The organism is Aequoribacter fuscus, assembly GCF_009910365.1.
GTDB lineage: Bacteria > Pseudomonadota > Gammaproteobacteria > Pseudomonadales > Halieaceae > Aequoribacter > Aequoribacter fuscus.
Genome location: NZ_CP036423.1, coordinates 1,729,273 through 1,750,032 on the forward strand (window position 1 = coordinate 1,729,273; position 20,760 = coordinate 1,750,032).

17 protein-coding genes and 1 pseudogene are annotated in these 20,760 nt (G+C 53.3%); 9 read left to right on the top strand and 9 right to left on the bottom strand.

The features are described 5' to 3' along the window. The first annotated feature begins 54 nt into the window (after positions 1–54). On the top strand, positions 55–684 hold the full coding sequence (locus EYZ66_RS07815; protein WP_009574874.1) for a hypothetical protein: 630 nt from the start codon (positions 55–57) through the stop codon (positions 682–684). On the opposite strand, the gene EYZ66_RS07820 is transcribed toward EYZ66_RS07815, so the two are convergent. Both EYZ66_RS07820 and EYZ66_RS07825 read right to left on the bottom strand, forming a co-directional pair. After that, positions 647–2,068: a sensor histidine kinase gene (locus EYZ66_RS07820; RefSeq protein ID WP_009574875.1), complete on the bottom strand. Its 1,422-nt coding sequence runs from the start codon at positions 2,066–2,068 to the stop codon at positions 647–649. The genes EYZ66_RS07815 and EYZ66_RS07820 overlap by 38 nt on opposite strands. Beyond that, the gene (locus EYZ66_RS07825; RefSeq protein ID WP_040816090.1) at positions 2,061–2,741 is read right to left on the bottom strand and encodes a response regulator transcription factor; all 681 of its coding nucleotides are present in this window, start codon (positions 2,739–2,741) and stop codon (positions 2,061–2,063) included. Before EYZ66_RS07825 ends, EYZ66_RS07820 begins: the two co-directional genes overlap by 8 nt. An 87-nt stretch (positions 2,742–2,828) precedes the next feature. Between EYZ66_RS07825 and EYZ66_RS07830 the strand changes: the two genes are divergently transcribed. Next, a complete protein-coding gene (locus EYZ66_RS07830; RefSeq protein ID WP_009574877.1) occupies positions 2,829–3,278 on the top strand; it encodes an RDD family protein in 450 nt (149 codons plus the stop codon). 1 nt (position 3,279) lies between these two features. On the opposite strand, the gene lptG is transcribed toward EYZ66_RS07830, so the two are convergent. Continuing rightward, the gene (gene lptG / locus EYZ66_RS07835; RefSeq protein WP_009574878.1) at positions 3,280–4,341 is read right to left on the bottom strand and encodes an LPS export ABC transporter permease LptG; all 1,062 of its coding nucleotides are present in this window, start codon (positions 4,339–4,341) and stop codon (positions 3,280–3,282) included. Continuing rightward, positions 4,328–5,446, bottom strand: coding sequence for an LPS export ABC transporter permease LptF (gene lptF / locus EYZ66_RS07840; RefSeq protein WP_009574879.1), 1,119 nt, complete (start codon positions 5,444–5,446; stop codon positions 4,328–4,330). Before lptF ends, lptG begins: the two co-directional genes overlap by 14 nt. Before the next feature lie 85 nt (positions 5,447–5,531). Here lptF and EYZ66_RS07845 point away from each other — a divergent pair, with 85 nt between their 5' ends. The 7 genes and pseudogenes from EYZ66_RS07845 to rapA all read left to right on the top strand — a co-directional run bounded on the left by EYZ66_RS07845 (position 5,532) and on the right by rapA (position 14,684). Further along, positions 5,532–7,007 carry a leucyl aminopeptidase gene (locus tag EYZ66_RS07845; protein ID WP_009574880.1) on the top strand — a complete coding sequence of 492 codons (1,476 nt, stop codon included), beginning with the start codon at positions 5,532–5,534 and terminating at the stop codon, positions 7,005–7,007. Between the two features lie 4 nt (positions 7,008–7,011). After that, positions 7,012–7,449 carry a DNA polymerase III subunit chi gene (locus EYZ66_RS07850; RefSeq protein ID WP_009574881.1) on the top strand — a complete coding sequence of 146 codons (438 nt, stop codon included), beginning with the start codon at positions 7,012–7,014 and terminating at the stop codon, positions 7,447–7,449. 32 nt (positions 7,450–7,481) lie between these two features. Then, a complete protein-coding gene (locus EYZ66_RS07855; protein ID WP_009574882.1) occupies positions 7,482–10,244 on the top strand; it encodes a valine--tRNA ligase in 2,763 nt (920 codons plus the stop codon). A gap of 56 nt (positions 10,245–10,300) precedes the next feature. Next, positions 10,301–10,513 carry a cold-shock protein gene (locus EYZ66_RS07860; RefSeq protein WP_009574883.1) on the top strand — a complete coding sequence of 71 codons (213 nt, stop codon included), beginning with the start codon at positions 10,301–10,303 and terminating at the stop codon, positions 10,511–10,513. A 245-nt stretch (positions 10,514–10,758) separates the two neighbouring features. After that, positions 10,759–10,953 (top strand): annotated as a pseudogene (locus EYZ66_RS14285) (cold-shock protein); the annotation flags it as partial. Positions 10,954–11,120: 167 nt separating this feature from the next. Beyond that, positions 11,121–11,939 carry a TatD family hydrolase gene (locus EYZ66_RS07870; RefSeq protein WP_009574885.1) on the top strand — a complete coding sequence of 273 codons (819 nt, stop codon included), beginning with the start codon at positions 11,121–11,123 and terminating at the stop codon, positions 11,937–11,939. 6 nt (positions 11,940–11,945) lie between these two features. Next, complete coding sequence (gene rapA, locus EYZ66_RS07875; RefSeq protein WP_009574886.1) at positions 11,946–14,684, top strand: RNA polymerase-associated protein RapA; 2,739 nt, start codon at positions 11,946–11,948, stop codon at positions 14,682–14,684. Between the two features lie 4 nt (positions 14,685–14,688). On the opposite strand, the gene EYZ66_RS07880 is transcribed toward rapA, so the two are convergent. The 5 genes from EYZ66_RS07880 to EYZ66_RS07900 are packed head-to-tail and all read right to left on the bottom strand — an operon-like array spanning position 14,689 to position 20,753. After that, positions 14,689–16,497 carry a DUF3604 domain-containing protein gene (locus tag EYZ66_RS07880; protein WP_009574887.1) on the bottom strand — a complete coding sequence of 603 codons (1,809 nt, stop codon included), beginning with the start codon at positions 16,495–16,497 and terminating at the stop codon, positions 14,689–14,691. Beyond that, positions 16,497–18,041 carry an acyl-CoA carboxylase subunit beta gene (locus EYZ66_RS07885; protein WP_009574888.1) on the bottom strand — a complete coding sequence of 515 codons (1,545 nt, stop codon included), beginning with the start codon at positions 18,039–18,041 and terminating at the stop codon, positions 16,497–16,499. Before EYZ66_RS07885 ends, EYZ66_RS07880 begins: the two co-directional genes overlap by 1 nt. Before the next feature lie 8 nt (positions 18,042–18,049). Further along, entirely contained in the window at positions 18,050–18,823 is a 774-nt protein-coding gene (locus tag EYZ66_RS07890) for an enoyl-CoA hydratase (RefSeq protein ID WP_009574889.1), read from the bottom strand. Beyond that, on the bottom strand, positions 18,824–19,609 hold the full coding sequence (locus EYZ66_RS07895) for an enoyl-CoA hydratase/isomerase family protein (protein ID WP_009574890.1): 786 nt from the start codon (positions 19,607–19,609) through the stop codon (positions 18,824–18,826). 10 nt (positions 19,610–19,619) lie between these two features. Then, entirely contained in the window at positions 19,620–20,753 is a 1,134-nt protein-coding gene (locus EYZ66_RS07900; protein ID WP_009574891.1) for a CaiB/BaiF CoA transferase family protein, read from the bottom strand. Positions 20,754–20,760 lie beyond the last annotated feature (7 nt).

Consider the following 20,760-nt stretch of genomic DNA (forward strand, 5'->3'; position numbering starts at 1 on the left):
AAGTTCTCTAGTCTTTCCCTAATTCAATCCAGTCACGTGGTATCAAAGCACGCCATGACAGAATTCGACGTTTATTTTGACGGGCAGTGCCTGCCAGGTTTTGAGCAGCAAGAGGTTCGCGAGAATCTCCAAGAACTGTTCAAAGCCAATAACGCCATTCTGGATTTACTGTTCTCAGGTAAAGAGCAAAAGGTTAAAGGGGGTCTCAACGAGGCGGGCGCCAAACGCTACGCCAGCGCGTTGCGTAAAGCTGGCGCCAAACCTTTAGTTCGTAAAAGAGCCGTTGTTCAATCGTCGCGCACAAGCAGCGACCCCCGTACCTTTCAGCGCCCCATAAACTCCGGAGCATTCGATTTAAGTCCCCCAGGGAGCCTAATTCTCCGCCCCGAAGAGAGACCGAAAGTCGCTGCTGTTCGGGTGAATACGGAGCATCTCAATGCCCTCGAACCCGGCGTCTACAACGCGCCACCAGAACCTCAAACTGGGGAAGTACCCAATACTAACCACCTGCGTATTAGCAACAACTCCGAGCCCATGGGACGGGTCATTTTACCTGCAAAACGCTTCGATCTTAGCGCCTATCAGCTAGCCGAGGAAGGTCACGATTTATCAGAGTTTGCGCGTCCCTCACTGCCTACCGTCGAGCCTATGCTTGAGCTCGATCTGGCGCCAATGATCGAGTAGCATCAAGCACCAAAGGAAAGTAAACCTGCACCCGCAACCCCGGATTATTATCTTTTAGCTTGATACTGGCACGGTGGTAAAAGGCAATCGCCTGCACCAAAGACAAGCCCAAGCCGTGCCCTTTATGCTCGCTACGACTCGGTTCCCCGCGATAAAAGCGCCTAAAGACCTGCTTGCGCTCAGCCTCTGGAATACCCACGCCACTATCGGCGATACTGACCTGTATTTGCTCAGGCCCGAAACGCTCAAGACGAATCTGTATTACCCCACCTGAAGGGGTAAACTTTATCGCGTTATCAATGATATTGGCGAACATTTGTCCTAGGAGGTCGGTCTCCCCGTTGATTTGCTCGACGTATTCGGCCTGAAAATCAATCAAGACTCCCGTATCGTTTGCTACCGGCTCGTACATTTCAACCACATCCTGTAGTACCACGCGCAGACTAACTTGCTTAGCGTCAGTACGTATCTGACTGCCCGCCTCAAGCATCGATATCCTCAAGAGTGCGTTAAAAGAGGCTAACAGGTCATCACAGTCTGACAACAACTCGTCGATCGTCGATTCATATTCTTTCGGCACCCTGGGCTTCAGCTGAGTCAGCTTATTCCTCAGGCGTGTCAGTGGGGTGCGCAAATCATGCGCAATATTGTCAGAGACAGAGCGGACCCCTTGCAGCGACATGGCAACGTGATCCAGCATTTCATTTCCAACGTCGACCAGGTCCTTCAGATACGGCGTGACAGCATCTCGCGGTAAACGCCCCTCCAAATTTTTCTGCATAATCGCCCGAAGTTCTGTACCAATTCGATGTGTTCCCATCAGCGCTCGGTGTGTCGCAACCGTCGTTGTTAACATCGCGAATAACCAAAACACCGCAATCACCATCGCAACCTTGCCAACGAGATAGTTAATAGCGTCAAACTCGTCCTGATAAAAACGACCTACTGTCAACCTGAGCTCTGGGTTCAGGGATTCAGTCTCTGCAAACATTCTGCGTTCTGTCTCGTTATTCCAGTAGAGCCCTTGCAGTAAAAACTGAACAAGACCGAAAGTGTCATCTCGATAGGCAAAAGCGGGCGCTAGAGCACTGGTCTCGGCAGACTTCATTTCCAGAAAATACAGGACGTCAGCGCTGTCATCACTGAAACCTTGCCGACCGACAATTTCCGTAAGACGCTCCAAACCCTGAGTGTGGTACACCTCTGACAAAAACTGAACGCGCCCTTGAACATCCGCATGCAAGGTGGAATACAGATTCATGTACGAGAACAGTGCGAAAATGACGAAGAGCAGCGCCCCACCCAAGGCCAAAGCGGCGGCAAAACCCGAGAGCAGCTGTAAGCCTAATGTTTGAACCCAAGCTTTTATGGTGCCGTTATTCATCACCGAAGCGATACCCTGCGCCCCTAACGGTGTGCACCAAGGGATAATCGAAGTCGCGATCAATTTTTTGGCGCAAGCGGGAAATGTGAACGTCAATCACATTCGTTTGCGGGTCAAAATGGTACCCCCAAACGTTTTCTAGGAGCATGCTGCGAGTGACGATTTTGCCCGCATTGCGCATCAGGTATTCGAGTAAACGATATTCGCGCGGCTGCAAAGCAATGACTCGCCCCGCTCGTCGCACCTCTTGGGTAATCAAATCAAGCCGCAGGTCCTCGGCTTCAAGCGTTGTTCTAAAATCGGCACCCAGTGGCGCCAAACGTCTGTGTATGGCTTCTAATCGCGCCATGAGTTCTTCCGACGAAAACGGCTTTACGAGGTAATCATCAGCCCCTATTTGTAAACCCTTGACACGATCATCGACTTCCCCCAGAGCGCTCAAAATAAGCACCGGCGTCAAATCGCCTTTATCTCGCAAGCTCTTAATCACACTCAAACCGTCTAGCTTGGGTAGCATTCGATCAACGATCAGAGCATCCCAGCGCGCCGAGTTGGCTGCCAAAAGCCCCTCCGTACCCGTCGATGCACACTCGCAATTATGCCCCTTCAGTGCCAGCTCACTGGCGACGAAATCAGCCACTGACGAATCATCTTCTATTAGTAATACTCTCATGACATCTACCATCCAACCACTGCGCCTACCGCACGACTATCGTATACTAGCTCTGACTCGTTTCATGATACTAGGAAACTTCCATTTATGTCTGCCCCTATTGCGCCGCCATTTCATCGTCACCTCTTAGCTTTGGTGTACGACACCTTTCTCGTCATCCCCATCATTATGGCTTCAACAGCCCTCGTTATGGGGCTTTACGTGCAGATAATTCCGGTAGATAACACTACCGAAGTCGTGGCACTACCCCCTGGTGTGGTGCAATTAACTGCGGTGCTTAGCGTGGCTATTTTTTACTTTATTTTTTGGCGGCGCGGCGGACAGACACTGGGTATGCAAGCTTGGCGAGTGAAACTAGTGAATGCCTCGGGATTACCGGTCTCGAACACCCAAATTTTACTGCGTTTAATCGCAGCCACACTGTCTTATGGTGCGCTCGGGCTGGGCCTAGCTTGGCGTTTTGTCGACCGTGATCGTTGTTATCTGCACGATCGGCTCTCCGGCACGCGGCTCACCATTGTCACAAAAGCCAGCTAAATCAGGGCGATCGATACAACAACCAAGCTGCCAACAAGAGGCCGACCAACAATGGCAAGGTGACCGCCAGCGCCGGAGAGATGCCGTAAACGATCGTCACTGAAGCCACCACATCTTGACTGATCTTAAAAACCAATCCCACTAAGGTGCCAATAAACACTCTGAGTCCGAGTGTACCATCTCGTAGAGGACCAAAAATAAACCCCATAGCGACGAGCACCAGTACAAAAATTGCAAGCGGTTGGGTAAGCTTGCGCCAAGCCGCGACTTCGTAATCCGCCGATTCAAGCCCCTGCTGCTTCAGGTACTGGCTGTACTGGAACAAACCATTAATGCTCAATCGCTCAGGGCTTAATGACTCCATGGCCAGCAAGTCGGGGGTTAAGTCTGTTTCCCACAGCAAGGTGGTATGCTCGCTGGTTTGCGAGCCCCATGAATTCACCTGGGTTCGCTGCACATTTTCCAGCAGCCAGCCCGCACGTTGAAATGTGGCACGATTCGCACTCATCGACTCATGCAGCCGCCAATTATCATCGAAGGTAAATAACGTTACGCCGTAAATCACACCGCCGGCTTGCACCGCGTTGAAGTGAATAAAGTGACGGCCCTCACGATTCCACATGCCGTAGCGCCCCGTTATCGAGCCCTTGTTGCTCAGAGCCAACGCTCGCTCCGCCTCGCCAAACTGCTCGCTTTTGGGCACCACAAATTCGCCCATGATTAGCATCAGGCCAGCAAACACTAAAACGGGCTTCATTAAGATTCGGAGCAAATGCCAAGACGACAAACCCGCACCTCGAATAACCACAAGCTCACTGGTTGAAGCCAACTGCCCCAGAGCGACTAGCACGCCGATCAGGATGCCAATGGGCGCAAGCTCTACGATACGCGCAGGCACCGATGCTGCGACATAAAGTAAAGCTTTCGAGAAAGTATAATTCGCCTTTAAATCCTGAAGCTCGTCGATTAGAGCAGACAACGCATCTAGGCCAACCAACACGAGTAGAACAAGACAGGTGGCATAAATCACCTGCATACCCACATAGCGATCAAGCAGCCGCATGCATGCCTCTCTGTGATCCCGCGAACCTCAGGCGCCATTGGGGCCAAAGTAGCACAACACAGCCGATCCCAGCGATCACCGCGTGCAAACCCCAAAGACTGCCCACAGACGCGCCCTCAGCGGCCGCACCGCGCAGGCTCGCCAAGCCCACCAGATAAACGAGATACAGAACAATTGCGGGCAACAGCATGGTGTAGCGCCCTCGTCGTCGATCGGTGCGCGCGAGCCCTAACGCAAGAAACGCCAAATTAAACGGCATTAAAACCAGTGAGAGTCGCCAGTGCAAAGTTGCTGTGCTTGCGGAATTGTTATCGAGAAACAGCATTTGTGTGGGGAGTGCATCATACAAGTCGTCGCCGAACGCACTGCCGGCAGAATCGGCATCGGGTAAGCGCTCGCCTAACACTTCGAATTCCGTTACTCGATATTCGAGTTGGCCAGGTTGCCCTTGATAACGTCGTCCATTTAACAGCTCTAAGTAACGTCCGCCGTGCTCTTGTGAACTGACCACGCGACCACGCTCGGCGTAGGTTATAGTAACGAGGGGCTCTCCTGCACTCGACATGCCCTGTTCTGCGACGAACAAGCCCTTAAGACCTTGCTGATCAGACTCGACAGACTCGGCGTAAAACGTATCGAATCCACCACTGCGGCGCTGGAATCGGCCGGGAACAAAGGCCGCCAGGCCTTTCTCATTCGATGCCTCGGTGACTAAGTTTAAGACCTTGGTCTTCGTCCATGGGGTCAAGCCCAAAGACAGCCCCGCACTGAGTATAGCCACCACCGCGCCCGACACTAAGACCCACCGCAACAGATGCCACGGGCCGATACCACTGGCGCTTAATACGACCATTTCACTGTCGGTGTAGAGACGACCAAGGGCTAACATCAAGCCCACAAAAAACCCTAGCGGCAAGATTAGCTCCAAATAACTGGGTATGGAAAAAAACATGATCGAAGCCAAAAACCCGGCGGCCAAATCGCCCTCGGCCACATCCGCTAAGCGACGCACAAATTGGCTACTGAATACGACCAGGAAAACGACCAGAGAAACGGCACTTGTATTCACCAAAATATCGCGGGTTAGATATCGAACTATTAGCACCTTGCCGCTTTGCCCCCTATACTAGTGGCTCACAAAAAACGTCTCCATAGTACACTATGGCCTAAACGACTTCAGAGGAATTTTTATGTCGGATATCGTATTTACCGCCAAATCCGGGGCGCCAGAGGCTCAAAAGACAACCTGCTTGGTAGTCGCCATGAGTAAAACGAAATCGCTTCCCACACCCTTATCAGACCTCGACAGCACGCTTGGCGGCGCTCTGACGAGAGTGATCAAAAACAAAGACTTCAACGGCGATGCCAAACAAATCGTGTCATTGTCGCCGAACGATGCGCTGCCAAGATTACTGCTTCTGGGATTGGGCGAGGGCCCGGTGCTGGCACCAAAAGCCCGACAAGCCATCGGCGCCCTGTGGGGTAACGCATCGAAAACGCAAGCCAAGGATATGGTCATCGATTTCAGCGCAGCCGATATTGATCCTGACTGTGACATCGTCCACATCGTAGGCCAAGAAATCACAACGGCAACTTACAGCTACACGCGCACGCTGAGCAAGCCCAAAGCCAGTAGCACCATCAAGAAAGTAACGCTGCTGGTGGCCAACAAGAACGAGGTATCCTCAGCAAAAGCGGCTCTCGTGTCGGGGCAGGCCATCGGCCAGGGTATTAACTACGCGCGCGAACTTGCAAACCTGCCGGGCAACATTTGTACGCCAACGTACTTGGCCGAGCAAGCCACAGAGCTAGCAAACACCTTTGCATCGATTTCGGCCCAGTCGCTAGGTGAAGCCGAAATGCGCGAACTGGGCATGAATTCGCTGCTGTCCGTTTCTGCCGGTTCTGATCAGGAAGCTAAGCTGATCATTATGCGCTACCAAGGCGACAGCACAAGCGATACGCAGCACTGCTTAGTGGGCAAAGGCATTACCTTCGATACCGGTGGCATTTCACTTAAGCCGGGCGCGAAGATGGATGAAATGAAGTTCGATATGGGTGGTGCAGCGAGCGTTTTCGGCACCCTGCAGGCGCTGGCGATGCTCGAGGCTAAGGTCAACGTCGTGGGCATCGTCGCTGCCGCCGAGAATATGCCCAGCGGCAGCGCGACGAAACCAGGCGATGTCGTCACGAGCATGGCAGGACTCACGATAGAAATCTTAAACACCGACGCCGAGGGGAGACTTGTATTGTGCGATGCACTGACCTACGCCGAACGGTTTAACCCCTCCTCCGTCGTCGATATCGCGACGCTAACCGGCGCTTGTGTGGTAGCGCTAGGACATCACGCAACCGGCCTCTACGCGAATGACGACGAGCTGGCCACCGCACTGCTCGCAGCTGGCGAGCAAACGGGTGATAGAGCGTGGCGCATGCCTTTATGGGATGAATACCAGTCACAGCTCGATAGTCCATTTGCCGACATGGGCAATATCGGGGGTCCTGCCGCAGGCAGTGTCACCGCGGCGTGCTTTTTGTCGCGATTTACCAAGGCGTATTCATGGGCGCACTTAGACATCGCGGGCAGCGCCTGGAATTCAGCGCCCAAAGGTGCGACTGGACGCCCTGTAGCTCTGCTCACAAAATACTTAAGCGGTCAGTCGTAACCCAATGACGCGTGTAGGATTTTATGTTGTCCAATCGGACGATACCTTAGCCAGTCATCGCGTCGCAGCGGTGCTGGCTGAAAAAGCCCTGAATCGCGGGCATCGTATTTTCGTCCTGGCTCGCGATGAATCTCACGCACAAGAACTGTACGATATTTTTTGGTCGTTTCGTCACGATGCGTTCTTACCGGTTAGCCTCTGGCACGAACGGGCCACCTCCGCGATCGTGATTGGGCATTCGAACCCGACACCGGAGCACCATGACTGCCTGATTAATCTGTCTATGACCACCGACAACTTCGCCTCTCGGTTCCAACGTATCGTCGAAATTGTGACGCAACAAGCGCACCATTTAGAGGCCATGCGGGATGCTTGGCGTTGGTACAAACACCGAGGCTTTGCGCTAGAAAAACACGACGTAGCGCTCCCAAATCACGTATAATCCGCCCTTTTTACGCCAAGGCCCCAAAGCAAATGGAAAAAACGTTTCAACCCGACGCTATTGAACACAAATGGTACCAAGAATGGGAGAGCCAAGGGTACTTTGCGCCAAGTGGTGAGGGCACCCCTTATAGCATTATGATTCCGCCCCCAAACGTGACGGGTAGTCTGCACATGGGACACGGATTTCAAGACACCATCATGGACGCTTTGATTCGTTACCACCGAATGCAGGGCTGCGACACATTATGGCAACCGGGAACCGATCATGCCGGTATCGCTACCCAGATGGTCGTAGAACGGCAGCTCGAGGCTCAAGGCATCAAACGGCATGACATAGGCCGCGATGCATTTGTCGACAAAGTGTGGGAGTGGAAAGCGCAGTCAGGTGGAACCATCACGTCACAGCTACGACGTCTCGGTGCCTCACTCGATTGGTCTCGAGAGCGCTTTACTATGGATCCTGGACTGTCTGATGCCGTTCAAAAGGTCTTTATCGATTTATACAACGAAGGGCTGATATACCGCGGGCAACGCCTTGTTAACTGGGATCCAAAGCTGCACACGGCTGTCTCAGATCTCGAGGTATTAAACGAGGAAGAGCAAGGCTCTTTGTGGCATTTTCGCTATCCAATTAGCGGCACCAACGACTTCTTGGTGGTTGCAACGACACGGCCAGAAACGATGCTCGGCGATACGGCCGTCGCCGTGAACCCCAACGATGAGCGCTATCGTCACCTCGTGGGTCAAACCATCGACTTACCCTTGTGCGACCGCAGCATCCCTATCATTGCAGACGACTACGTTGATCAAGAGTTTGGAACGGGTTGCGTTAAAATTACGCCAGCACATGACTTCAACGACTATGAAGTGGGCAAACGCCACAACCTCCCCATCATCAATGTCTTTACCGATAACGCGGCCATAAACAGCTCGGCGCCCAATTGCTACCAGGGGCTGGATCGCTTTGACGCCAGAGCGCGCATCGTTGCCGATCTTGAGGCTCTGGGGCTGGTAGAAAAAATAGAACCACACACCCTAAAAGTGCCGCGCGGCGATCGCTCTGGCGTTGTCATCGAACCCTATCTGACGGATCAGTGGTACGTCGATGCCAAAAAACTGGCGATCCCCGCAATAGCAGCGGTAGAAAACGGCGACATTGAGTTCGTACCAAAGCAATGGGAAAACACCTATTTCGCATGGATGCGTGACATTCAGGATTGGTGCATCAGTCGCCAACTCTGGTGGGGTCACCGCATTCCCGCGTGGTACGATCAAGGCGGCAAGGTCTATGTTGGCAGCACTGAAGCCGCTGTACGAGCCCAACATCAACTCGATGACTCAGTCGTGTTGCGTCAAGACGACGATGTATTGGATACGTGGTTTAGCTCCGCCTTGTGGACATTTTCAACGCTTGGATGGCCATCAGAAACTGCCGAACTGCAGCGCTATCACCCGACATCTGTGCTGGTAACCGGATTTGATATCATTTTCTTCTGGGTCGCCCGCATGATCATGATGACGCTGCATTTTAAACGTGAGGTCCCCTTCAAAACCGTGTACGTACACGGCCTGGTCCGCGATGCCGAAGGGCAAAAAATGTCGAAATCTAAGGGGAATGTGCTGGACCCTATCGATCTTATCGATGGCATCGATTTGGAATCGCTTGTGTCGAAGCGCACAGCGGGCATGATGCAGCCGCAAAAAGCAAAAGCCATTGAAAAAGCGACGCGCAAACATTTTCCAGACGGCATCCCCTCTTACGGTACCGACGCGCTGCGCTATACCTTTTACTCACTAGCATCCACCGGACGAGACATCCGTTTCGATCTGGGCCGCATCGAAGGCTATCGAAATTTTTGCAACAAAATTTGGAATGCTTCGCGCTATGTCATGACACAATGCGAGAACGTCGATCTAAACGGCGCCAGGGAACTCGGTGATGCGGAGCGTTGGATCCAAGGGCGTTTGCATCAAACCTTAAAACACCTTGAGAACTCAATGGCACACTACCGCTTTGACCACGCCTCCCAGAGCCTGTACGAGTTTTTCTGGAATGATTACTGCGATTGGTACCTCGAATTTAGCAAACCTGTATTATGGGACGACAATGCCTCTGGGGCGCGCAAACGGGGTACCTATCACACCCTAGTGTCGGTGTTAGAGGCCGCACTACGAATGCTACACCCCTTTATGCCGTTCATTACTGAAGAAATCTGGCAACGCGCGGCGCCCTTGCTTGGAGAACACAAAACTTCAATTATGCTCGCCTCGTACCCACAGATCACTGATTTCGAGGCAGCAGCCCCCGCTGTCAACGAATCTATCGAGTGTGTCCAAGCGCTGATCGGAGCCACTCGAACCCTACGAAGCGACATGAATTTGAGTCCAGGGCAAGCACTCCCCGCAGTGCTGTTCAGCGAGCAACCCAGCACCGTTCAGGCAGTTCGAGCTAACGAGAGTTTGCTGATCAAACTCGCCAAATTGGACAGCATTTCGTGGGCCGAATCAAAGTCTGATATTCCAGCAAGTGCATCGCTGATCGCCGGCGACATCGAGCTTTGCATACCGCTGGCGGGACTCATCGATGTGGAGCAAGAAGTCGCGCGCATTGGCAAACGAATAGAACAGTTAACCAAAGAGATCGCTCGAATCGACGGCAAACTCGGAAATCCAAATTTCGCAGACAAAGCGCCAGCGGACGTGGTTACCAAAGAAAAAGAGAAGCTCAGTGCCTATCAAACCGAACTTGGCAAGATGCAAGAGCAGCTCGAAAGCGTTAAGGCCTTGAAATAAGACTCAGAAAACGCTAAGTTTCGGCTTAATAACAATAAAAGCACCGAAGGTACCCTATGTCTGATCGTGTCAGTGGAAAAGTTAAGTGGTTCAACAACGCTAAAGGCTACGGCTTTATTGAGCGTGAAAACGAAAGCGATGACGTGTTTGTACATTTCCGATCCATCCAAGGAGAGGGCTTTCGCACTCTCAATGAAGGACAAGCCGTCGAGTTCACGCTGACGACAGGCCCAAAAGGGCTGCAAGCCGAAGACGTGCTGGCTAAATAGCTCGACAACATCTAGACAATCATTAAGGATTCAATATGAACCTCATTAGCGCCGCGACTTCTTTGGTTGCGGGCACCTTAGTTGCGGGGCTTGCCAGCCAAGCGCTGGGTGAAGTCCCATACGCGCCCTGGTCTATTTCGGCACTCGCGTCAGCCGTTGCTTTGACCGTAGCGAGCTTCATGCTGCGCTCCCCTTCTTCATCGTCTAATACAAGCGTCCCGAGCAGCAACGAAGGTCCTCGTGAGACAGGCACCGTTAAATGGTTCAATGCCACCAAGGGGTTTGGTTTTATTGTCTGCGACAGCGGCGACGAGATCTTCGTCCACTTTCGTGCGCTTCGAAACGGCGGCCGCCGAAGCCTGAAAGACGGTCTTCCTGTTAGTTTCGTGATTACCAGTGGAGATCGCGGCCCGCAAGCGAGCGACGTGGAAATCTTGTAGGACGAGCCTAGATCACAGCCGACTCGGCCGCTCGCGACATACCACAGCGCAAAATCTCCCCGCTCGGCGTGAACAAATCACCCAGAGAAAGCGTTTAGCCCTTGGCTTTCGATTCCGTAACAGGGACAATGCGCGCCGTGAATTCCAACGGGCATCCGGGCTGACCAATGAAAATTTTTGATCCCGACATTGTGACGCTACTGCCGTCGTTCAAAACGGCGCTCATCGAAACGCATTGTCATCTCGATTACCTCAACGATAATGATTTAGATCGCGCGCTTGATCTGGCCCGCTCAGTCGGCATAGATCGAGTCATTACGATAGCCGTGTCACCAGAGAATCTTGATACTGTTCTTGAAATTGCGAACAGTCGTGAACAAGTGTGGACGACGCAAGGGATTCATCCGCACGAGTCGAATGCCTACAGCGATAGCGTACACAGCAAAATTGAAGAACAATGCCAGCACAGTAAGGTTGTCGCCATCGGTGAAATTGGACTCGATTACTACTACGACCACAGTGATCGGCAAGCGCAAATCATCGCCTTCGAGCGCCAACTCGACATCGCCATATCGCGGGATTTACCTGTCGTCATACACTCGCGTGACGCGGATGAGGATATGCTAGCGATACTCCGAGAACGAGCACCAAACCTCTCGCAGAAAGGTGTAATACACAGCTTCACATCGGGGCAAGCGCTGGCCGAAGCAGCGCTTGAGCTGGGTTTTTATCTGGGTTTCAATGGCATCACGACGTTCAAAAATGCGCATAACGTCCGCGCCATTGTCGAACTCACGCCGGTCGAACGCATCGTGCTTGAAACCGATTCCCCCTATTTGACACCGGTGCCCTATCGCGGAAAGCCCAACGCACCCCATTTGCTTGGACTGATTGCTACACAGATCGCAGAGATTAAAGATCTACCTGTCGAGACCTGTTTGCAAACAGTGCGAGCTAACAGCCTACGTTTGTTTTGGAATCAATAGCCCCTCATGTATACCGTTGGACAACGATATCTTTCACAACTTGATCCACAGCTGGGTTTGGGCATTGTCGTCGAAACGCAGGCCCGCAGAGTTACTGTCGCGTTTCCCGCGGTCGACGAAGAGCGGACCTATGCCACCGCCAATGCCCCGCTGAGCCGACTACTCTTTAGGATCGGAGACAAAGTTCGTCTTGCCGACAACCAAGTCTACGCCGTGATCAAGGTCACAGAAACCGCGGGCGTCGCGGTCTATACGGTATCCACCACCGAAGGCCATGAGATCGAAGTAAGCGAAGTTGCCTTGGCAGCTGAACTTGAACTGAATCAACCACAGCAACGTTTATTAACCGGGCAAATTGACAGCGCGACGCTGTTTGAGACGCGCTACAAAGCCGTGCAACATCTGCACCAGTTAGATCAAACCGAGGTACGGGGACTGTTAGCGCCACGAACATTGTTGTTACCCCACCAGGTGTACTTGGCTCAACAAGTTGGCACTCGCCATGCACCCCGAGTGATGCTCGCGGATGAAGTGGGTCTGGGTAAAACGATTGAAGCCGGTATGATCATTCATCAACAGCTGCACACCCACCGCGCCAAGCGTGTTTTAGTGCTAACACCAGAACCACTCATGGCGCAGTGGCTGGTGGAATTGCGACGAAAATTCAACCTTCGGTTCGACCTTCTGAATCAGGAGCGCATGGATACCGACGACAACCCCTTTGAAGAAGCTCAATGGGTCATCTCTTGCTTAGACCTGGTCGCGAAGCAAGAGCGTTTATCCGAGCAGATGGTGTCAGAGGTCTGGGACCTAGTAGTGATCGATGAGGCGCACCAGCTTGAACATGCAGACCCGGTGCTCAAGCAGTGCGTAAACCTGCTTTGTGCCCGCGCCCGCGGTTTACTTTTGCTGACAGCGACACCGGAGCAGCTCGGCCAAGAAGCACATTTCGAACGCCTGCATCTTCTGGATCCACAGCGGTTTGCGAGCTTCAGTGACTATCAAACGAGTGAGGCTCAGTATCAACGCATTGATCAAGCGATTCAATCCATTGAAGCTGGTACAGGTGCGGATCTTCCCTTCCCGGTTCACGGTAGCTCGACGGACGCGCAGGTTCGATATCTACTGGATTTTTATGGCACGGGGCGTTGTCTCTACCGAAATACTCGTGCCTCGGTGGCGGGTCTGCCCGCGCGCGCCTTACATCCCCACCCTCTGGAAAGCGCACCAAATGGCACAGCTGCCGATGACCTAATGCAGCAACTGTACCCCGAGCGCTATGAAACCGACGATAACTGGGTGCAAGCACACCCTAAAGTAACGTGGCTGGTGCAGTTTCTTAAGGCAAACAAGGCCGAAAAAGTCCTGGTCATTTGCGGTAATGCCTCGGTAGCCACAGCGCTAGAGGATTATCTGCATATGCGCGCGGGAATCCGATCAGCCGCATTCTATGAGGGTCTGAGTTTGGTCGAGCGAGATCGCGCCGCTGCCTACTTTCAAGAGAGCGAGCACGGCGCACAAGTGTTAGTCTGCTCAGAAATCGGTAGCGAAGGCCGAAACTTCCAATTTTCCCAGCACCTGGTGCTGTTTGATCTACCTCTATCCCCCGACTTACTGGAGCAGCGCATTGGGCGGTTAGACCGCATCGGACAAAAGCAAACCATTCATATCCATGTTCCTTTCGTCCTCAAAAGTGCGCAAGAGCGCTTATTTAAGTGGTACGCACAAGGACTCGAGGTCTTTACCGAACATTGCGCCGGCGCACAACGCCTATACGACCAATACGCTGAAGAGCTTCGAGATTATTGCCTAGAGCAAAACAATAGCACGGACTTTATCGAACGGGTCGCTGCGGCGACGTCTCAACTTAAAGCATCGCTTGATGCCGGTCGTAACCGCCTATTAGAACGCCACTCCCTCGACTCGACAAAAGCCACGCAGTACATCGAGCAAATCAAAGCGTGGGATGATTCGACCACGCTTCGGGAGTGGCTTGAATTAGCCAGCAATGCGCTTGACCTAGATATCGACCCCCTCGATCGAGACACATGGATTTTTAAAGCTAACGAGCATACGCATGAGGCACTCATTCCCTTCTTTCAGGACGATGCAATAACGGGCACATTCAGTCGTGAGATCGCCGCCAGCCGTGAAGATTGGGAGTTTCTGACCTGGGAACACCCTTTAGTCACAGAGACCTTAGAATTGTTCGAGACCGATACGCTCGGGAGCGGAGCACTGTCCCGCCTCCGCCTACCCAATCTACCCGAAGGTACACTGCTGCTGGAAGCAGTCGCTGTCGTTCGAGTGTTGGGGCAGTCGCGCATGGATTTGAAACGTTTTTTACCTCGCACACCCATCCGACTGCTCATCGACGCTCAAGGGCGTAATTTGGCTGACGCCCTACCGCCTGAGAAGCTGCATCCGCGGCTTGAAAATTTACCAGCCAAAGCCGCTGGCAACGCGATAAAGCAGTTACGAGAACCGCTGTTGGAGCTGATTAGCAAAACAGAGCAGCACGCTCAAACACTCGCGCAGACCTTTATCAACAAGGCTCAGGAAGCGTTCACCGACCATATCGACGCCGAAATTGAGCGCACCACGCTACTCAGTCTTGCCCAAGCAGATGAGCACCGCAATAACGAACTGGCGACCCTCAAACAGGAACGCGATACGGGCTATGCCGCTTTGGCGCAATCACAGGTTAGCATCCACGCTTTGCGCCTAATCGCAACCCACCATTGAGCCTCTAGCGATACCAAATGGGCGACGAGTAGGCCCGCTCTTGAATCGCATCGGGGTGACCGGTACTGAGAACTTGAAGCGCTCGGGCATCTAGGTTCGAATGCCTCTGCGTGGGCACTTGTAGCACCCGAACATAGTAAAAGCTGGTCTGCGATTCATCAAAATCAGGATCCTGCCATAAGGTATTTAGGTAGGGCGCACCGCTGGGGGCTTCACTCACAAGTGCATCGTAAACCTGTTCATGAGTTTTACCCTGAGTATCGATCCAGCCCTTCACCACTTGTAAACGCTGCAGCCCTGCATCTTTTGGATCTTGACTTGCAAAGATCGCCAAGCGGAAGCGGCTTCTACCGTCTCCGGCAATAGACGCACCCATGGGCACACCATTAATCGCCAGTTTCGCCGTCGCATTGGCCTGACTGACATCAAGCTCAGCGTCCGCCCCCAAAGCATAAACTTGTAGGGCGATACGCGGCCCCGTCGAAGCGTAAACCTCTTTTCGTTTAAAGGCATCGATAATTGCCTCGCGGGTGTTCGACTGTGCCCAAACCGCCGCGAGACCAGCTGCTGACATTGACCACCCGTTAGGACCCGCGTCGTCGCCCCACAAAGATTGTTTGCGTTCTGGCACAGAATCTAAGGCCATTTTGCCGTGAAAATTATCCTCTTCAGCTGAGGATAAACCGGTATGCGAGTCCGTCGATCCTATAAAACCGAGCCGGTAAGGATTCACACCCACCTGTGCCTCGATCGCCAATCCTCGCTTCAGAGCGCTGCGCAGATAATCACCCTCGGTCGCACGATATTCCACATCTCCAATCTTGGCCAAGTAATGTGGATATTCCTCGTAGTCTGCAAATGCATCATCGGGGCTCAGATCGGGATGAGTTTCTGAGTCGCCCTTAATCTGAGTAATCTCCGCAATAGGTTCCCAACGGGCGCGCTTTTGCGCATATTCCGCATCAATCGGCGCACCTCTTAGGGATGTCGTATCAAACATCCAACCCTTGGACAGGTTAGAGTTGTGCGGTATCGACACGAATCGAGCGCCGATCTCTCTTTCAGAAGCATCCAAAAACTGCCACAAATCTTCGGGAAAAGGTGAATCATTAAACGAAAACGGCATAATTTTTGAGGCTTGTTCGGCATTGGCATCCGATACAACAACACGGTGAAGATTGGCGCCACCCGGCGTTCCCGTCCATTCCCAGCCGATTAGCGCAGTAAACTCACCGGGTTTGTTGTAGCGGTCAGCGATCGTACTGATAGAATCCCACGCAGTGCTTCTAACCACCGGCATGTCGGGCATTAAACTTCCCGTACTGTAGCCCTTCCCCTCCATTATCTTGGCGGCATCGCGAGCATCAGAGTGCTCAGGCAGCAGTGCGCCAAAAAACTGCAAACTGGTGTCGTTCTCGACCGAACGTCTAAGCAACCACGCCGTGATCTCAGCACCGAGCCAGTCACTCCAACCTAACTTTGCGTTGCTTCCACCCGATTCATACACGTGTTTAATCACACCCATAAACTCAGCGTGGTCACTCACGACTAAAAAATCGAGTGGTGTGTGTATTTGAACCCGAGCTCGATGGAAGGGATGTATCACTGGCTCACCCATGGCGTAGCGGTAGGCGGTGCTTGGGTCCGCCGAGCGATTCCCATTAGTATAGGCATCGAACGAATAAGAGGTGTGAAGGTGAGTATCCCCCCACAGCAACGCCTTTGCCGATGCTGCATTTGCAACCAAGGCAAGCGCACTGGCTAGAGTTAATCGTCTAATCGCCCGAGAAAGGCGCCCATTATCAAAAATCATCACACTACTCCGCATGCTCGATAAGCGCGAAGCAGAAACGCGCGCGTATCTTTCGGGTCGATGACCGCATCAATCTCAAGATGTGTTGCGGCTTCTGTGGCTTTACCAAGGTCATATAACTGCGCGACCAGGGCGTCAAAGCGAATCTGCCGCTCGGCGGGGTCCTGTATAGCCTCGAGTTCCTTGCGATAGCCAAGTCGAACAGCGCCCTCTAGCCCCATACCCCCAAACTCACCGGTTGGCCAAGCTGCCGCATAACTGGGCGCCGCAAAACTTCCGCCCGTCATGGCCATGGCGCCTAAACCGTACCCCTTACGCAAAAACAACGCGACCAGAGGCTGATCGAAGGCCGCACCGGCCTCAAACATCGATGCCATTCTTGTAACTGCAGCTTGAGCCTCACTGTCGGGGCCCACCATAAAGCCAGGCGTGTCTGTCAACGACAACAGGGGTATCTTGAAGCGTTGACACAAACGATACCACCGAGCAGCTTTATCCGCCGCTTGGGCATCCACAGCGCCACCCAGTTGCTGGCAGTCATTGGCAATCAAGCCAATGGGTACACCATCGATGCGAATAAAACCAGTGATCACGCTGCGCCCATAGACTCGTCCCACTTCAAGAAACGTATCTTTGTCACACAAACCCTTGATGACTTGCCGTACGGGATAAGCCCAGCGCCGATCTTCGGGTATGACATCTCGAAGCGTGTGGGCAGCCAGCTCGGGCTCAGAACCCGCAATAGCGCCCTGAAAGTAGCTCAAAACTTGCTTCGCCACAGCTGTGGCTTCCGCTTCATCGTCTACGAGAATATCCACCACCCCGTTTTTAAACTGCTGTTCGGCAGGGCCAATTTGGGTGGGCTCGAACCGTCCTAAACCACCGCCCTCGATCATGGCCGGCCCAGCCATACCGATCCAAGACGCACGAGTAGCGATACGAATATCGCCAGAGCCAAACAAGGCAGCATTGCCAGCGAAACAGTAGCCGTGATTCACCGTAATACGCGGCACCCACTGCCCTAAGGCTGCCCAATCCCGAAACGATGCGAGGTGCAAACCAGCAATCTGTGTTTTTACATCATCGTCGCCAGGCCGTCCGCCGCCGCCCTCAGTGTACATCACCACAGGCAGTTTAAGCTGCCTAGCCTGCGCAATCGCGCGATCTAACTTGTGGTGATGATAATAGCCTTGGGTGCCGGCGAGCACGGTATAGTCATTCACTATGACCACGGTTGATGCGCAATCCGGCCCAACCTGTCTGGCATTGATACTCGCCATACCCGTGATAATGCCATCCGCGGCCGTCGCAACACGCAAATCATCGACTGAGCGACGCAAGCGCTGGGCAGCAATCGCAAGTTGCCCCCACTCGATCCAGGAATCTGGATCTATCAGATCGTGAAGATTTTCGCGCGCTGTACGATACCCTCGAGAATGACGACTCGCCACAGCCTTGGACCGCCCGGCATCTAAGCTCGCATTCAATCGCGCCTGCAGAGCGGCAAGTTCTGGTCGGACTTCGGTCGATTTTTTACTGCTCATAAGACGCCTTAGTTTACTTGCGTTCGACCGCGTGCTTGCACCGCGAGGCGACGTTGTGCAACCTGTTCGCCTCGAACACTCTTATTGGCTTGTGTCATTAGGGCCTGCTCGATAGCAAGCCCCTCTTTGAGCCCAACCGCCAAGCCCTGATCAACCATCTGCTTGACCACACCCACGATTCGCCTGTCGGCTTCATGGATGTCTGAGGCAATTTTTTCGGCCTCGAGAAGCAACCGGTCAGCGGCAACGAGCCGCGACACCAAACCCCAATCGGACGCTTGCTGGGCACTGATGAAGTTACCCGTATAGTGAGCCTCTTTCGCTCGACTTGGGCCAATAATTCGCGCGAGCTTTTGAGATAGGCCCCAACCAGGCGCGATACCGACGCGCGCGTGGGTATCTGCGAAGCGGGTGTTTTCACAACCCAACAGGATATCCCCCATTAAGGCGAGTTCAAAACCACCGGTCGCGGCAATACCATTCACGGCCATAATGACGGGCTTAGAAAACCGCTGAAATGCCTCGTGGATGTCGTTAGCCCCTGAAATCCCCAAGGCGGCCATGCCTTCAGGCTGACTTAATAGCTTGAGATCCAATCCCGCACAGAAGCCTCGTCCGGCACCGGTGAGCACGACCGCTGAACAGGCAGCATCGTCGTCGAGCATGCGCAGTGCCACACACAATTCCGTCATCATGTCGGAATTGAGCGCATTCAGGCTCTCGGGGCGATTCAGCGTCAGAACCGCGTATCCTTCTTTACGATCAATTAAGATCGTTGGCATTTATCGCCCCTTCCAAACCGGCGCGCGACGTTCAAAAAAGGCCATAGCGCCCTCTCTAGCATCCTCGCTCGCAACACAAACCATTTGCAAGTCCGCTTCCACCGAGATCGCTGTACCGAAGTCGCATTCCATCGCAGCACTCAAGGCTTCTTTGGTACAAGACAACGACAAGGGCGACTTACCTGCCAAGGTTTTAGCCCAATCTAAGGCTGCGTCTTGGAGGTCATCATCGGCCACCACTTTATTCACCAGACCCAGCTCAAGCGCACGATCACCCGTGATTCGGGTACCCTCAATCATCAGTTGATACGCCAACTTGCGGCCTACAGTTCGAGCCAGCAACCAGGTTGAACCACCATCGGGCACTAACCCGATCGCGGTGAACGCTTGGTACAGAAACGCTTTTTCACCCATGATGGACAAGTCACACGCCATCGCAAAAGCGGATCCAATGCCCGCCGCAGCGCCATTGACAGCGCTGATCCAGGGCTTAGATGCTTCGGTGATACCCAGCAAAGCGGGTTTGTATTCGTGATTCAATTGGTCGTCAACGCGGGAGCCCGCAGGTACCTGCTCGCTCAAGTCCGCTCCCGCGCAGAAGGCACGCCCGGCACCCGTGAGTATTGCGACACGAATGCTGTCATCCTCGTTGACCTCGCGGATCGCCTTTAACAGGTCTGAGCGCAAATCGGCATTAAATGCATTCAGCTGATCCGGTCGATTCATCGTCACTCGCGCGACATGGTCAAATCGCTCTACGGTAACTGCTGTGTATTCGGCCATCATAAATTTCCTTTTAGGCTACGCTGTTGTTATTTTGAAGCTGCTCGATTTCGTCGGCAGCAAAACCCATAGCCTGCAGCACCGAGACGGTGTCTTCACCGATGCCATGAGCACCATGGCGAATCTCTGACGGTGTGCGTGAAAAACGCGGCGCGGGAGCAGGCTGTACGACCCCATCAACTTCTTGATAGACATTCCGAGCGATGTTCGCTGGGTGAGATGGCGCTTCTTTAAAGCTAAGCACCGGTGCGAAGCAGACATCCGTGCCCTCCATAATCGCGCACCACTCATCGCGCGTTTTTGCCTTAAAGACTTCGGTGAGTTTGGCTTTCAGCTCAGGCCACAACGCTGGGTTATTCTGATCTGCAAACGTCGCCTCGTCCAATTGAGCCAACTCAATCAGTAGAGCATAAAACTGCGGCTCGATCGAGCCAATTGAAACATAACCACCGCAGGCACACTCGTAGGTGTCGTAGAAATGCGCCGCACCATCGAGCATATTCGCCTCGCGTTGCGTCGCGTCCCATGCTCCCACGGCTTCGAAGCCGTGCATCATCCACATCAACTGTGCCGCACCATCGACCATAGCAACATCGAGTACTTGCCCCTTACCCGACTGTGAAGCCTCCAGCAAGGCGGCCAGCACGCCATTGACTAACAGCATACCACCACCGCCCATATCGCCAATGAGGTTCAAGGCGGGCACAGGACGCTCTCCACGTCGCCCAGTAGCAAACAGGGCTCCGGTCAGAGAGATGTAGTTAATGTCGTGCCCTGCAGACTGTGCCATGGGACCCTCTTGCCCCCAGCCTGTCATGCGGGCAAAAATTAACTTAGGGTTGCGCGCCATGCAGACGTCGGGACCAATACCCAATTTCTCACATACCCCCGGACGATAGGGATCGATCACCACATCTGCGTTTTCAACCAAACGCAAAAAGGTCTCGACCCCTTCTTGTGTTTTCAGATTAACGACGATCGACTTTTTACCGCGTGCACTCACATCTTTCATGATGCGCGGATCCATGCCACCTTTGCGGTCAATCCTAATCACTTCCGCACCCATATCGGCCAGAATCATTCCGCCCATCGGCGCGGGGCCAATGCCACCCAATTCTAGGACCGTAAACCCATTCAAAGGACCCATAAGTTCT